Source organism: Plantactinospora sp. KLBMP9567, assembly GCF_033446045.1.
In the GTDB taxonomy this organism is placed as follows: Bacteria; Actinomycetota; Actinomycetes; order Mycobacteriales; family Micromonosporaceae; genus Plantactinospora.
In genome coordinates this window covers 16,784-30,413 of the sequence record NZ_JAWQRR010000056.1, presented here as the reverse complement: position 1 = coordinate 30,413, position 13,630 = coordinate 16,784, and the positions used below count along the sequence as shown (strand labels likewise).

The 13,630-nt window shown below is 71.0% G+C and carries 15 protein-coding genes; all 15 read left to right on the top strand.

Annotated elements, in window-relative coordinates; all coding sequences use genetic code 11:
• Nucleotides 1–8: 8 nt before the first annotated feature.
• The 15 genes from paaA (at nucleotide 9) to R6Y94_RS40000 (ending at nucleotide 13,583) form a co-directional block, all read left to right on the top strand.
• Entirely contained in the window at nucleotides 9–1,079 is a 1,071-nt protein-coding gene (gene paaA, locus R6Y94_RS40070) for a 1,2-phenylacetyl-CoA epoxidase subunit PaaA (protein WP_318400923.1), read from the top strand.
• A complete protein-coding gene (gene paaB / locus R6Y94_RS40065; RefSeq protein WP_318400924.1) occupies nucleotides 1,076–1,378 on the top strand; it encodes a 1,2-phenylacetyl-CoA epoxidase subunit PaaB in 303 nt (100 codons plus the stop codon). The genes paaA and paaB overlap by 4 nt, the downstream gene beginning before the upstream one ends.
• On the top strand, nucleotides 1,375–2,121 hold the full coding sequence (paaC, locus tag R6Y94_RS40060; RefSeq protein ID WP_412102959.1) for a 1,2-phenylacetyl-CoA epoxidase subunit PaaC: 747 nt from the start codon (nucleotides 1,375–1,377) through the stop codon (nucleotides 2,119–2,121). Before paaB ends, paaC begins: the two co-directional genes overlap by 4 nt.
• Entirely contained in the window at nucleotides 2,118–2,606 is a 489-nt protein-coding gene (gene paaD / locus R6Y94_RS40055; protein WP_318400928.1) for a 1,2-phenylacetyl-CoA epoxidase subunit PaaD, read from the top strand. Before paaC ends, paaD begins: the two co-directional genes overlap by 4 nt.
• A complete protein-coding gene (paaE, locus tag R6Y94_RS40050) occupies nucleotides 2,603–3,715 on the top strand; it encodes a 1,2-phenylacetyl-CoA epoxidase subunit PaaE (RefSeq protein ID WP_318400930.1) in 1,113 nt (370 codons plus the stop codon). The genes paaD and paaE overlap by 4 nt, the downstream gene beginning before the upstream one ends.
• Before the next feature lie 181 nt (nucleotides 3,716–3,896).
• Complete coding sequence (locus R6Y94_RS40045) at nucleotides 3,897–4,172, top strand: hypothetical protein (protein ID WP_318400931.1); 276 nt, start codon at nucleotides 3,897–3,899, stop codon at nucleotides 4,170–4,172.
• Between the two features lie 61 nt (nucleotides 4,173–4,233).
• Nucleotides 4,234–5,499 (top strand): phospholipase D-like domain-containing protein, encoded by a 1,266-nt coding sequence (locus R6Y94_RS40040; RefSeq protein ID WP_318400933.1) that lies wholly within the window; start codon nucleotides 4,234–4,236, stop codon nucleotides 5,497–5,499.
• 128 nt (nucleotides 5,500–5,627) lie between these two features.
• The gene (mqnC, locus tag R6Y94_RS40035) at nucleotides 5,628–6,818 is read left to right on the top strand and encodes a cyclic dehypoxanthinyl futalosine synthase (RefSeq protein WP_318400935.1); all 1,191 of its coding nucleotides are present in this window, start codon (nucleotides 5,628–5,630) and stop codon (nucleotides 6,816–6,818) included.
• 459 nt (nucleotides 6,819–7,277) lie between these two features.
• Nucleotides 7,278–7,988 carry a demethylmenaquinone methyltransferase gene (locus tag R6Y94_RS40030; RefSeq protein WP_318400936.1) on the top strand — a complete coding sequence of 237 codons (711 nt, stop codon included), beginning with the start codon at nucleotides 7,278–7,280 and terminating at the stop codon, nucleotides 7,986–7,988.
• 67 nt (nucleotides 7,989–8,055) lie between these two features.
• Entirely contained in the window at nucleotides 8,056–8,853 is a 798-nt protein-coding gene (locus tag R6Y94_RS40025; protein WP_318400938.1) for a hypothetical protein, read from the top strand.
• 192 nt (nucleotides 8,854–9,045) lie between these two features.
• Complete coding sequence (locus tag R6Y94_RS40020) at nucleotides 9,046–10,323, top strand: geranylgeranyl reductase family protein (protein ID WP_318400939.1); 1,278 nt, start codon at nucleotides 9,046–9,048, stop codon at nucleotides 10,321–10,323.
• A gap of 120 nt (nucleotides 10,324–10,443) precedes the next feature.
• Nucleotides 10,444–10,809, top strand: coding sequence for an NADH-quinone oxidoreductase subunit A (locus tag R6Y94_RS40015; RefSeq protein WP_318400941.1), 366 nt, complete (start codon nucleotides 10,444–10,446; stop codon nucleotides 10,807–10,809).
• 13 nt (nucleotides 10,810–10,822) lie between these two features.
• Nucleotides 10,823–11,497: an NADH-quinone oxidoreductase subunit B family protein gene (locus R6Y94_RS40010; RefSeq protein ID WP_318400942.1), complete on the top strand. Its 675-nt coding sequence runs from the start codon at nucleotides 10,823–10,825 to the stop codon at nucleotides 11,495–11,497.
• Nucleotides 11,494–12,252, top strand: coding sequence for an NADH-quinone oxidoreductase subunit C (locus tag R6Y94_RS40005; protein WP_318400943.1), 759 nt, complete (start codon nucleotides 11,494–11,496; stop codon nucleotides 12,250–12,252). The genes R6Y94_RS40010 and R6Y94_RS40005 overlap by 4 nt, the downstream gene beginning before the upstream one ends.
• Complete coding sequence (locus tag R6Y94_RS40000) at nucleotides 12,249–13,583, top strand: NADH-quinone oxidoreductase subunit D (protein WP_318400944.1); 1,335 nt, start codon at nucleotides 12,249–12,251, stop codon at nucleotides 13,581–13,583. Before R6Y94_RS40005 ends, R6Y94_RS40000 begins: the two co-directional genes overlap by 4 nt.
• The last annotated feature ends 47 nt before the right edge of the window (nucleotides 13,584–13,630 follow it).

Below are 13,630 nucleotides of genomic sequence, written 5' to 3'. Positions count from 1 at the left end.
CTTGCTGCGTGTACGGACATGACTTCCCGGTCCCGGATGACGGACCCGCCGGCGGCCTGCTCGATCAGGTCGAGGCGGCGGAGGCGGCGCTGCGGGCGGCCGCCGACCGTGGCCGTCCCGGGGACGACCCGGCCGTCGAGACCGACCCGCAGGACCACTTCACCGCCCTGATCGATGCGGACCAGAAGATCGAGCCCCGGGACTGGATGCCGGAGGCGTACCGGAAGACCCTGATCCGGCAGATCGCCCAGCACGCCCATTCCGAGATCATCGGCATGCAGCCGGAGGGCAACTGGATCAGCCGGGCACCCTCGCTCAAGCGCAAGGCGATCCTGCTCGCCAAGGTGCAGGACGAGGCCGGGCACGGGCTCTATCTCTACGCCGCCGCCGAGACCCTCGGGGTGACCCGGGACGAACTGGTCGAACTGCTGCTCGCCGGCCGGCAGAAGTACAGCTCGATCTTCAACTACCCGACGCTGACCTGGGCCGACGTCGGCGCCATCGGCTGGCTGGTGGACGGCGCCGCCATCGTCAACCAGGTCCCGCTCTGCCGGTGCTCGTACGGGCCGTACGCCCGGGCCATGATCCGGGTGTGCAAGGAGGAGTCCTTCCACCAGCGGCAGGGTTACGAGATCCTGCACACCCTCGCCCACGGCACCCCCGAGCAGCACGCGATGGCCCAGGACGCGGTGGACCGCTGGTGGTACCCGTCGCTGGCGATGTTCGGGCCGCCGGACGGCGACTCGACGCACTCCCGACAGTCGATGACCTGGAAGATCAAGCGGTTCTCCAACGACGAGCTGCGGCAGCGCTTCGTCGACATGTGCGTACAGCAGGCCGGTGTGCTCGGCCTCACCCTGCCCGATCCCGACCTGCGGTGGAACGAGTCCCGGCAGGCGTACGACTACACCCAGCCCGACTACGCCGAGCTGATGCGGGTGATCGCCGGGGACGGGCCGTGCAACCGGCAACGGATCGCGCACCGCCGCCGGGCGGACGCCGACGGTGCCTGGGTACGCGAGGCCGCGCAGGCGTACGCGGCCAAGCGGGCCGCCGCGCGTACGGCGGTGCCGGCGTGACCGCCCCGAGCCAGGGCCGGGCCGGCTGGCCGCTCTGGGAGGTCTTCGTCCGGGCCCGGCGCGGGCTGTCGCACACCCACGTCGGCAGCCTGCACGCACCCGACGCCGAGCTGGCGCTGCGCAACGCCCGGGACCTCTACACCCGGCGGCAGGAGGGGGTCTCGATCTGGGTCGTACCGGCCCAGGCGATCACCGCCTCCAGCCCGGACGAGAAGGACGCCTTCTTCTCCCCGGCCGCCGACAAGGTCTACCGGCACCCGACGTTCTATCCGGTGCCGGACGGGGCGGCGCACCTGTGAACACCCCTGGGGCACCTGTGAATACCACCGTCGACTACCTGCTCGGGCTCGGCGATGACGCCCTGGTCGCCGCGCAGCGGCTCGGCGAGTGGGTCGCCGCCGCACCCGAGCTGGAGGAGGACGTCGCGCTGGCCAACATCGCCCTGGACCAGCTCGGCGCCGCCCGGCTGCTGCTGAGCTACGCCGGAGAGCTGGAGGGCGCCGGCCGCGACGAGGACACCCTGGCGTACCTGCGCACCGACCGGGAGTACCGCAACTGCCTGCTGGTCGAGCTGCCGAACGGCGACTTCGCGATGACCATGGCGAAGCTGCTCTTCCTGTCGGCGTACCAGCTCCCGCTCTACACCGCGCTGAGCGGCTGCGCCGACGAGCGGCTCGCCGCCATCGCCGGCAAGGCCCGCAAGGAGGTGGCCTACCACCTCGACCACGCCAGCCTCTGGACGGTACGCCTCGGCGACGGCACCGCGGAGTCGCACCGGCGGATGCGGGCGGCGGTGGAGGAGCTGTGGCCGTACACCGGCGAGCTGTTCGCGGCCGACCCGGCCGCGCCGGTCGACCCGGCCGGGCTGCGCTCCGCCTTCCTGACGGGCGTCGAGCCGGTGCTGGAGACCGCCACGCTGGAGCGCCCGCCCGACGGCTGGGGGCCGACCGGCGGCCGGGCCGGGCTGCACACCGAGCACCTCTCCTACCTGCTCGCCGAGATGCAGGTGCTGCACCGGGCGCATCCGGGAGCCCGCTGGTGAGCACGGTCCGATCCGCGCGGGCGCGCCGGGCCGCGGCGGCGGTGGTCGACCCCGAGCTGCGGGTGCTGACCATCGAGGACCTCGGCGTGCTGCGGGACGTGACCGAGGACCCGGCGACCGGCCGGGTCACCGTGACCATCACCCCGACCTACACCGGCTGCCCGGCGATGGACGTGATCCGGGCCGACATCCGGGCCGCGCTGGCCGCCGCCGGGCATCCGGACGCCGAGGTCGTCACCGTCTTCGCCCCGGCCTGGACCACCGACTGGATCTCCGAGGCCGGCCGGGCCAAGCTGGCCGCCGCCGGGATCGCCCCGCCCGGGCCGGCGGGCCGGCGCCCCGTCCCGGTCACCCTGAGCGTCCGCTGCCCGCACTGCGGTGCCGCCGACACCGAGCAGGTCAGCCGGTTCGGCTCGACCGCCTGCAAGTCGCTGTGGCGGTGCCGGGCCTGTCGGGAACCCTTCGACCATCTGAGGGCGTTTTGAGCGTAACCATCAACCGGCCGGTCCGGCGCCGCCCGGTCTTCCACCCGCTGCCGGTCCGGGCGGTCGACCGGCTCACCGAGGACGCGGCCGCGGTCACCTTCGAGGTGCCGGCGCAGTTGCGGGAGACCTTCGCCTTCCGGGCCGGGCAGCACCTCACGGTGCGGCGGATCCTTCCGGACGGGGCGGAGGTGCGGCGGTCATACTCGATCTGCTCGACCCCGGCCGAGCTGGCCGCGACCGGACAGCTCCGGATCGGGGTGCGGGAGGTGCCGGGCGGCGCCTTCTCCAGCTTCGCGGTCTCGACGCTGCGGGCCGGCGACACGGTGGAGGTGCTGCCGCCGCTGGGGACGTTCGGCACGGCGTTCGCGCCGGACCGGGTCCGGCACTACGCCGGGGTGGTCGCCGGGTCCGGCATCACCCCGGTGCTGTCGCTGGTCGCGACCGCGCTCGCCGTCGAACCGGCCAGCACCTTCACCCTGGTGTACGGCAACCGCCACGGCCGCACCGTGATGTTCGTGGAGGAGCTGGCCGACCTGAAGGACCGCTACCCGGAGCGGCTGCACCTGGTGCACGTGCTGTCCCGGGAGCCGGGTGAGTCGCCGTTGCTCTCCGGCCGGGTCGACGCCGAGCGGCTGGGCCGGCTGCTCGACACCATCGTGCCGACCGGGCGGATCGACGAGTGGTTCCTCTGCGGCCCGTACGGCATGGTGCTGGACGCGCGGCGGGTGCTCGCCGAGCGTGGGGTGCCGGAGCGGGCCGTACACGCCGAGCTGTTCCACGTGGACGCGCCGCCCGCGCCGCCGGTCCGGCCGGCCGACACGGCGGCCGACGCCGGCACCGAGGTGACGATCCGGCTGGACGGCCGGGCGTCGAGCTTCCGGATGGGGCGGGACGAGCGGGTGCTCGACGCGGCCCTGCGGGTCCGGGGCGAGCTGCCGTACGCCTGCAAGGGCGGGGTCTGCTCGACCTGCCGGGCGAAGGTGGTCGCCGGCGAGGTGTCGATGGCCCGCAACTATGCCCTGGAGCCGGACGAGGTGGCCGCCGGGTACGTGCTGACCTGCCAGGCCAGCCCGGTCACCGACACGCTGGTGGTCGACTACGACGGCTGAGGCGGGGTTGTCCCGGGTCCGTTGTGATGCGGGCGGACATAGATCGCCATCGGTTGGTTCGACGCGTTGCGCGGATGACGGAAACCTTGCCGAACGCGGCTGCCGAAAGATAGACCGGCCTCTATCTTGAGTCGGTAGCGCCCCGGCGACTCGGCGGCGCCGCGGATCACGAGGAGAACCTATGCGTCGAGTTCGGACTGTCGTGGCGCTCGCCTTCGTCGGCGCGGCATTGCTGGTCGGGGCCGGTGTGCCGTCCCAGGCGGCGGTGTCGGGCGACCGCCGGGCCGTGGCCGACAACCCCTCCCCCTACCCCTTCGGTTCCTACTACACCCTCGACGCCTGTCGCTACTACGGGGAAAGCCTCGTCGCGGGTGGCGCGTGGCGTTACTACAACTGCGTCTACGAGTGGCGCAGCGGCCAGCCGCAGGGCTATTACTACCTCTACATGTACAACTGAGCCTGAAAAAATTCTTCTTTGGCCGTTGCTCCATTGAAGGATGTGTACTACCAAGGTATTCATGAGGATGCTCCGTACGCGTCGCGCCCGGGCCGGACTCGCGTCCTTCGCGGCGCTCGGCCTGCTGGCCACCAGCCTGCTCACCCCGCCCGCCGTGGCCGCCGGCCCCACCCCGGCCGACGCCGGTGACGGTGCGGCCACCGCGGCCGACCCGTTCCCGGCGTACACCCGGTTCAACGTCCCGGCCGAGGACGGCACCCGGGACCGGACCATCGAGGACGAGCTGGTCCGGCTGGCCGACGGCGTACCGGCCGGCAGCTACATCCGGGGCATCATGTACAGCTGGAGCTCTCCGGTGGTGGCCGAGGCGCTGAAGCGGGCGGCGGCCCGGGGGGTGATCGTCCGGATCGTGCTGGACGAGACCGGCGGCGGGGTGAACACCCGGGCCGACAACACCGCGGTACCGCTGCTCAAGTCGGCCAACCTCGACGACCTGGTGATCTGCGGCAAGACCTCGTCGACGGTGGCCGGCTCGACGGCGTGTATCGGCAACAAGAGCAACTCGATCAACCACAACAAGGTCTTCACGTTTTCCACCAGCGGCACCATGAAGCGGGTCGTCTTCGTCAGCTCGCAGAACCTCACCTTCAGCCAGAACAACCTCTTCAACAGCGCCCTGATCGTGCACGAGGACTACGACCTGTACGACCACTTCACGGCGTACTTCAACGACATGCGGGCGCAGCGGAAGAACAACGACTACTTCAACGCCGCCAACGGCTACTACAAGTCGCCGAACACCGCCGTCACCGTCTACCACTCGCCCCGGGCCGACAGCGACACCCTGGCGAACCGGCTGGCCGAGGTGAACGCGTACGCCAGCGGCTGTGCGGTGGACGTGGCGCACGCCCAGTTCACCGACGCCCGCCCGCAGGTCGCCACCCAACTGCGCCGGATCGGCCGGATGGGTTGCCGGGTCCGGGTCGTCTACGGCTCGATGGGCAGCACCGCGTACGCCACCCTGAACGGGCAGCCGAACGTCTCGCTGAAGAAGTACCACGACGCCGAGGCCAGCAACTACGACGGCCGGGTGGTCACCGTGCACTCGAAGAACATCATCATCAAAGGCACCTTCGCCGGGCTCGCCGGGCGCAGCGTCGTCTTCACCGGCTCGCACAACGTCACCGACCCCGCACTGACCGACCACGACGAGACCCTGGTGAAGATCGAGCACCCGACGGTCTGGAACGACTTCCACAACAACTTCGAGACGCTCTGGAGCCGGGCCAAGTGCGTCAACCCGGAGAACGGCAGCTGCACCACCTGAGCCGTTCCGGCGAGTTCATGATCACGCACGATCGGGGGAAGTGATGGCATCCCTTCCCCGTCGGGCCCACTACTTCGGCGACGTGGTGGGCTCGATTGTGCGCAGGCCGGGCGGCGTACCCTCGGGATGTGACGGTGAGCCGGGAAATCGACAGCATCCTGCAACGCGGCGCGGACGGCGGGCGGATCACGCCCGAGGAGGCGCTGCTGCTCTACACCGACGCGCCGCTGCACCCGCTGGGTGAGGCGGCCGACGCGGTACGGCGGCGGCGCTATCCGGACAACATCGTGACGTACCTGATCGACCGCAACATCAACTACACCAACGTCTGCGTGACCGCCTGCAAGTTCTGCGCCTTCTACCGGGCGCCGAAGCACAGGGAGGGCTGGACGCACCCGACCGAGGAGATCCTGCGGCGCTGCGCCGAGGCGGTCGAGCTGGGCGCGACCCAGGTGATGCTCCAGGGCGGCCACCACCCCGACTACGGCGTGGAGTACTACGAGGAACTCTTCTCCTCGGTCAAGCGGGCGTACCCGCAGTTGGCCATCCACTCCATCGGGCCGAGCGAGATCCTGCACATGGCGAAGGTCTCCGGGGTCAGCCTGGACGAGGCGATCAGCCGGATCAAGGCGGCCGGGCTGGACTCGATCGCCGGTGCCGGCGCGGAGATGCTGCCCGAGCGGCCCCGCAAGGCGATCGCCCCGCTGAAGGAGTCCGGCGCGCGCTGGCTGGAGGTGATGGAACTCGCACACCGGCAGGGCGTCGAGTCCACCGCCACCATGATGATGGGCACCGGGGAGACCAACGCCGAGCGGATCGAGCACATGCGGATGATCCGCGACGTGCAGGACCGCACCCGGGGCTTCCGCTCCTTCATCCCGTGGACCTACCAGCCGGAGAACAACCACCTCAAGGGCCGTACCCAGGCGACCACCCTGGAGTACCTGCGGCTGGTTGCGGTGGCCCGGCTCTTCTTCGACACTGTGCCGCACCTCCAGGCGTCCTGGCTGACCACCGGCAAGGACGCCGGACAGCTCGCCCTGCACATGGGGGTGGACGACCTCGGCTCGATCATGCTGGAGGAGAACGTCATCTCCTCGGCCGGTGCGCGGCACCGCTCCAACCTGCACGAGCTGATCTGGATGATCCGCTCCGCCGGCCGGATCCCCGCGCAGCGGGACACCCTCTACCGGCACCTGGCGGTGCACCGCACCCCGGCCGACGACCCGACCGACGACCGGGTGGTGTCGCACTTCTCCTCCATCGCGCTGCCCGGTGGCGGCGCGGGCCGGAGTCTGCCGCTGGTCGAGGCCCGCTGAACTACCCTCGTCCATTCGGTCACCGCCGGCTGGGCGAGGGGCCGGTCCTTGGCTCCGATTCGGCGGCAAAACGTCCAGCGCGCCGGATAAATGGCCTCTGACCAGGACATTCTTGGAAACCGGGCGGGCTCGGGCGGTCATAACGGTTGGATCAAGGGGAGCGCGACCGGGCCGGTCGAACCGATAACGTGCCGGCACACGTACCCGCTGACCGTCGTGGACGGACCGGCCTCCGGGTCGGGACGCGGCGCACCGGGGTCGTCCTCTATCGGTCCATGAGGGCCGTTCACATAACGCACGGCATCGCGGGCGAGGTGGTCTCCCATCTCGCCCGCGGTGTGTTCCGGCTCGGGCGCGGCAGGCGCCGGACGGTCGCCCGGAGCGCCGGCCGCGTTCCGGCAGGGTGCCGGCCCGCCCCGGGCCGACCGGCCGGGCCGGTGGCTGGCAGACTGTTCCGGCGTGACCCGTACCCCGTCCGGACGCCGGGCCAGCCTGGACAAGCAGCCGCACGAGGTGGCGGCGATGTTCGACGAGGTGGCGTCCCGGTATGACCTGACCAACACCGTGATCTCGTTCGGGCAGGACCGGCGGTGGCGCCGGGCCACCCTGGCCGCCCTCGACCTGCGTCCCGGTGACCACGTGCTCGACGTGGGCGCCGGCACCGGAGTCTCCACCGCCGAGCTGGCCACCTCAGGGGCGTACGCGGTGGGCCTGGATCTCTCCATCGGAATGCTCCGGGCCGGCCGACGGAGCCGGCCCGAGGTGCCGTTGCTGGCCGGTGACGCACTCCGGCTGCCGTTCCCGGACGAGACGTTCGACGCGGTCACCATCTCGCTGGCGCTGCGCAACGTGGTGGACACCGGGGCGGCGCTCCGGGAGATGGCCCGGGTCACCCGGCCCGGCGGCCGGCTGGTGGTATGCGAGTTCAGCACCCCGACCAACCCGGTCTTCCGGACGGTCTACCTCTCCTACCTGATGCGGTCGCTGCCGGCGGTGGCCCGGGCGGTGGCGAGCAACCCGGACGCGTACGTCTATCTGGCCGAGTCGATCCGGGCCTGGCCGGACCAGGCCGGGCTGGCCGGGCAGATCGGCCGGTCCGGATGGCACCGGGTCGGCTGGCGGAACCTGACCGGCGGCATCGTCGCGCTGCACCGCGCGATACGTTCCTGATTTTCCGTCTCATGCTGCTTTAGCCAGTTTTGATCCGCGAGCGGCTTTCCCGCCGTAGGCTGCGCCCATGGCGGGGGCAGACCGGCGGGTCGACGGCGACGAGCAGCCGGCCGAGGAGACGCCGGCGGTCGCGGGCCCGCCGGACGCGCGGCACCGGAGCGGCGACGCCCCGAACAGCGACGCCGCCGAGCCGGCGCGCGGCGCTGCCACCGAACCGAGCCGCGACGCCGCCGAGCCGGCGACGGAGAACGTCGATCCGGAGGCCGAGGCGGCCGAGTTGATCGCGCAGATCCGGGAACTGGCCGGGCCCGACCCGGTCGCGGTCCGGACCGTGGTCGCCGAGGTACTGGCCGCGCTCGACCGGGTCAGTGGCGGCACGCTACGGGAGCAACTGCCGTACGAGCACGAGCGCGCTCCGGACGACGACCCGGCGCCGCCCGGCAGCTATCCGAGAGAGCGGCCGCCGGAGACCGGCGGCCGCCCGGCGGAGGGGCTGTCGGAGAACGGCGGTGCGGCGGCGGGCGGTGCTTCGGCCGCGCGGCTGTCGGGAAACGGTGCGGGGCCGGCCGAGGGGCATGCCGCGGCCGACGGGTATCCGGTCGAGCCGCATCCGGTCGAGCCGAACCCGCCGGAGCCGCATCCGGCGCAGCCGCAGCCGGGGCAACCCCAGCCGGGACGGCCCGGCCCGGCCGATCCGCATCCGCCGGCACCCGGGCCGGGACAGCCGCATCCGGCCGATCCGCACCCCTCCGATCCGCACCCGGTGCGGCCTCCGGCCGATCCACATCCGGCCGAACCGGGCCCGGTCACTCCGGGACCGATCAAACGCCGTCCGGCGCAACGCAGCGGCGAGGACCGGACCTGAGGTGAGGCAGGCCCCGACCGGCCGGGACCACGGGCCGCGACCGGGGCCGGAACGGGTCCGGCGAGGTAGCCAACACGCCTACCTCGGCAACTTAGGGTCGCCTAACCGGTCGCCGGCCTCTTCGCGGTTCTAGACTCCTCCCCGGACGAGGCTTGTGAAGCATTTCACGAGCGATCGGGAGGGGAGGCGCGGATGACCACGGTCGACTACGACGCGGACGTCATCGTTGTCGGCGCCGGTCCGGGTGGATCGACAACCGCCTATCACCTGGCCCGACACGGCGTACGCGTGCTGCTGCTGGAGAAGACCGAGTTCCCCCGGGAGAAGGTCTGCGGCGACGGGCTGACGCCACGGGCCGTCAAGCAGCTCGTCAAGCTCGGCGTCGACACCTCGCCCGAGGCGGGCTGGCTGCGCAACCGGGGACTGCGGGTCATCGGCGGCGGCGTACGGCTCGAACTCGACTGGCCCGAGCTGGCCAGCTTCCCCAACTACGGACTGGTGCGGACGCGGCTCGACTTCGACGACCTGCTGGCCAAGCGGGCGGTCGAGGCCGGCGCGGAGCTGCGTACCGGGGTGAACGTCACCGGCCCGGTGCTCGACGAGAGTGGCCGGGTGGTCGGGGTCACCGCCGAGAGCGGCCCGGACAAGGCCGCGGCCCGCTTCTCCGCCCCGCTGGTGATCGCCGCCGACGGCGTCTCCGGGCGGCTTCCGCTCGCGCTGGGCATCAACAAGCGGGAGGACCGGCCGATCGGCGTCGCCGTCCGTCGCTACTACCGCTCACCGGCCAAGCACGACGACAACTACCTGGAGTCGTGGCTGGAGCTGCGCAGCAAGGAGCACCCCGACAAGCTGCTGCCCGGGTACGGCTGGATCTTCGGCATGGGGGACGGCCGGGTCAACGTCGGGCTGGGCGCGCTGAACTCCTCGGCCGCGTTCGGCAAGACCAACTACCGGCGGCTGCTGGTCGACTGGCTCGCCGGCACCCCGGCCGAGTGGGGCATGACCGACGAGACCAACGCGGACGGGCCGATTCTCGGCGCCGCCCTGCCGATGGGCTTCAACCGGGTGCCGCACTACACCCGGGGCGTGCTCCTGGTCGGCGACTCCGGCGGCATGGTCAACCCGTTCAACGGCGAGGGCATCGCGTACGCGATGGAGTCCGGTGAGCTCGCCGCCGAGATCGTGGTGCAGGCGCTGGCCCGCCCGGCGGGTGCCGAGCGGGAACGCGCGCTGGCCGGCTACCCCGCCGAGCTGAAGGCCCGGTACGGCGGCTACTACCGGCTCGGCAACATCTTCGTGAAGATGATCGGCAATCCGCATGTGATGCGGATCGCCACCAAGCACGGCATGCCGCATCCGACCCTGATGCGGTTCGTGCTCAAGTTGCTGGCGAACCTGACCGATCCGCGCGGCGGGGACGCGATGGACCGGGTCATCAACGCGATGACGAAGGCGGCTCCGGCCGTGTGAACCGCCGCCGGCGCCGGCAGGGGGCGCCAGTGGCACCCCGGGCAGCGTCGCCCGGACGACTGTGAATAGTGTGAATTTGGAAATTGACCGAGGGCCGGGAAGGACGAGCAGGGGAAAACAATGTCGCTCTCGCCGTACGTACCCATCATCGGGCTGTTCGCCCTCGCCGCGGCGTTCGCGCTGTTCTCCGTCGCCGCGGCGCGCTTCGCCGGCCCCCGGCGCTACAACAGAGCCAAGCTCGAGGCGTACGAGTGCGGCATCGAACCGAGCCCGCAGCCGGTCGGCGGCGGCCGGTTCCCGATCAAGTTCTACCTGACGGCGATGCTGTTCATCGTCTTCGACATCGAGATCATCTTCCTGTACCCGTGGGCGGTCAACTTCGACGTCCTCGGGCTGTTCGGCTTCGTGGAGATGATGCTGTTCATCGTCGCGGTCTTCGTCGCGTACGCCTACGTGTGGCGGCGCGGCGGCCTGGACTGGGACTGAGGGAGGTCGTCAGATGGGTATCGAGGAGAAGCTCCCGTCCGGGATCCTGCTCACCTCGGTCGAGAAGCTGGTCAACTGGTCCCGGAAGTCGTCGTTCTGGGGCGCTACCTTCGGCCTGGCCTGCTGCGCGATCGAGATGATGGCGGCCGGTGGTTCCCACTACGACCTCGGCCGGTGGGGCATGGAGGTGTTCCGCGCCTCGCCGCGACAGGCGGACCTGATGATCGTGGCCGGCCGGGTGAGCCAGAAGATGGCCCCGGTGCTGCGCCAGATCTACGACCAGATGGCCGAGCCGCGCTGGGTGATCTCGATGGGCGTCTGCGCCAGCAGCGGCGGCATGTTCAACAACTACGCGATCGTGCAGGGCGTCGACCACATCGTCCCGGTCGACATGTACCTGCCCGGTTGCCCGCCGCGGCCGGAGATGCTGATCGACGCCATCCTCAAGCTGCGCGAGAAGATCGGCCACGAGCCGCTCGGCCCGAACGGGCGGAAGATGCTGGAGGCGCGTCGGGCCCGGGGCGACATCCCAGTGGTGGCGCCCGGTTCGATGCCTTCGTCCTACCACAACAACAAGGCGCGGCGGGCCGAGTGGACCCGGGCGGTCGCCGAGGGGCGCGAGGAGCAGCTCCGGATCGAGAACTGGATGAAGGCGCAGAACCACCTGGTGGGAAGGGCTGACCGGTGAGCGAGGCCAACGGAAACCCGCCCAACAAGACCAGCGAGCAGCCGGGCGGCGGCGTGCCGGTGGCCCGGCCGCCGATCGGGGCGACCAGCGGGGCGCCGGCCGAACTGCCCCCGGCCAGCCCGGCCGGGCGGGGCATGTTCGGCATCCACGGCAGCGGCGACACCTCCGGCTTCGGCGGCTTGGTCCGGCAGCGGGTCGGCGTGGTCAGCAGCCCCCGGCCGTACGGCGGCTACTTCGACGAGGTCGCCGACGCGCTGGAGGAGGCGTACCCGGGCTTCGCCGACGCGATCGAGAAGGTCGTGGTCGACCGGGGCGAACTCACCCTGCACATCCGCCCCGAGCGGATCGCCGAGGTCTGCCAGGTGCTCCGGGACGACCAGGCGCTCCGCTTCGAGCTCTGCTCCTCGGTCTCCGGAGTCGACTACCTCGGCTCCGACGCCCGCCGGCTGCACGTCGTCTACCAGCTCACCTCGATGACCTACCGCCGGCAGCTCCGGCTGGAGGTCGCGGTGACCGCCGAAGAGCCCCGGGTGCCGAGCGTCACCTCGGTCTACCCCACGGCGGACTGGCAGGAGCGGGAGGCGTACGACATGTTCGGCGTCGTCTTCGACGGCCACCCCAGCCTGACCCGGATCCTCATGCCGGACGACTGGGAGGGCCACCCGCAGCGCAAGGACTACCCGCTCGGCGGCGTGCCGGTCGAGTACAAGGGCGCCGAGATCCCACCGCCCGACCAGCGGAGGTCGTACCAATGAGCACCTCGACCAACCCGAGCTACGCCGAGTCCCGGGAGACCACCGAGGGCCGGGTCTTCACCGTCACCGGTGGCGACTGGGACCAGGTGGTCAGCGGGCACGACCCGATCAACGACGAGCGGCTCATCGTCAACATGGGTCCGCAGCACCCGTCGACGCACGGGGTGCTCCGGCTGATCCTGGAGCTGGAGGGCGAGACCGTCCGGGAGGCCCGGGCGGTGGTCGGCTACCTGCACACCGGGATCGAGAAGAACCTCGAATACCGCAACTGGGTGCAGGGCAGCACGTTCGTCACCCGGATGGACTACCTCTCGCCGCTGTTCAACGAGACGGCGTACAGCCTGGCGGTGGAGAAGCTGCTCGGCATCACCGACGAGGTGACCGAGCGGGCCACCACCATCCGGGTGCTGATGATGGAGCTGAACCGGATCTCGTCGCACCTGGTCTGGATCGCCACCACGGCGATGGAGCTGGGCGCGGTCAACGTGATGCTCTACGGCTTCCGCGAGCGCGAGTACGTGCTGGAGATCTTCGAGCTGATCACCGGCCTGCGGATGAACATGGCGTACGTCCGGCCGGGCGGGGTCGCCCAGGACGTCCCGGACGAGGCGATCGTCAAGATCCGTGAGTTCCTGAAGCTCCTGCCGAAGAAGCTGAAGGAATACGAGGACATGCTCTCCGGCCAGCCGATCTGGCTGGAGCGGACCAAGGACGTCGGCGTACTCGACGTCACCGGCTGCCTGGCGCTCGGCGTCACCGGCCCGGTGCTCCGCTCGGCCGGGCTGGCCTGGGACATCCGCAAGACCATGCCGTACTGCGGCTACGAGAACTACGAGTTCGACGTGCCGACCACCGAGAGTGGCGACGTCTGGGGCCGCTACCTGGTCCGGATGGCCGAGATGCGGGAGTCGCTCAAGCTCGTCGAGCAGGCGCTCGACAAGCTCCGCCCCGGCCCGATCATGGTGGCCGACAAGAAGATCGCCTGGCCCGCGCAGCTCGCCATCGGCGTCGACGGGATGGGCAACTCGCTGGAGCACGTCGCCAAGATCATGGGTCAGTCGATGGAGTCGCTGATCCACCACTTCAAGCTGGTCACCGAGGGCTTCCGGGTGCCACCGGGCCAGGTCTACGTCGGAATCGAGTCGCCCCGCGGCGAGTTGGGCGTGCACGCGGTATCCGACGGGGGCACCCGGCCGTACCGGGTGCACTACCGCGAACCCAGCTTCGTCAACCTCCAGGCGCTGCCGGCGATGGCCGAGGGCGGCCTGATCGCGGACGTGATCGCGGGCGGCGCGTCGCTGGACCCGGTGATGGGTGGGTGTGATCGCTAAATGACTCAGTCTCAGTTTGGCAACGCGGCGTCCCGGCTCGACGGTCT

What these genes read in the sequence shown, in the direction of transcription:
- R6Y94_RS40020 (WP_318400939.1), top strand. Translation starts at nt 9,046, where the DNA reads ATGACCACGGTCGACTACGACGCGGACGTCATCGTTGTCGGCGCCGGT.
- R6Y94_RS40000 (WP_318400944.1), top strand. Translation starts at nt 12,249, where the DNA reads ATGAGCACCTCGACCAACCCGAGCTACGCCGAGTCCCGGGAGACCACC.
- R6Y94_RS40025 (WP_318400938.1), top strand. Translation starts at nt 8,056, where the DNA reads ATGGCGGGGGCAGACCGGCGGGTCGACGGCGACGAGCAGCCGGCCGAG.
- R6Y94_RS40015 (WP_318400941.1), top strand. Translation starts at nt 10,444, where the DNA reads ATGTCGCTCTCGCCGTACGTACCCATCATCGGGCTGTTCGCCCTCGCC.
- R6Y94_RS40010 (WP_318400942.1), top strand. Translation starts at nt 10,823, where the DNA reads ATGGGTATCGAGGAGAAGCTCCCGTCCGGGATCCTGCTCACCTCGGTC.
- R6Y94_RS40045 (WP_318400931.1), top strand. Translation starts at nt 3,897, where the DNA reads ATGCGTCGAGTTCGGACTGTCGTGGCGCTCGCCTTCGTCGGCGCGGCA.
- R6Y94_RS40040 (WP_318400933.1), top strand. Translation starts at nt 4,234, where the DNA reads ATGAGGATGCTCCGTACGCGTCGCGCCCGGGCCGGACTCGCGTCCTTC.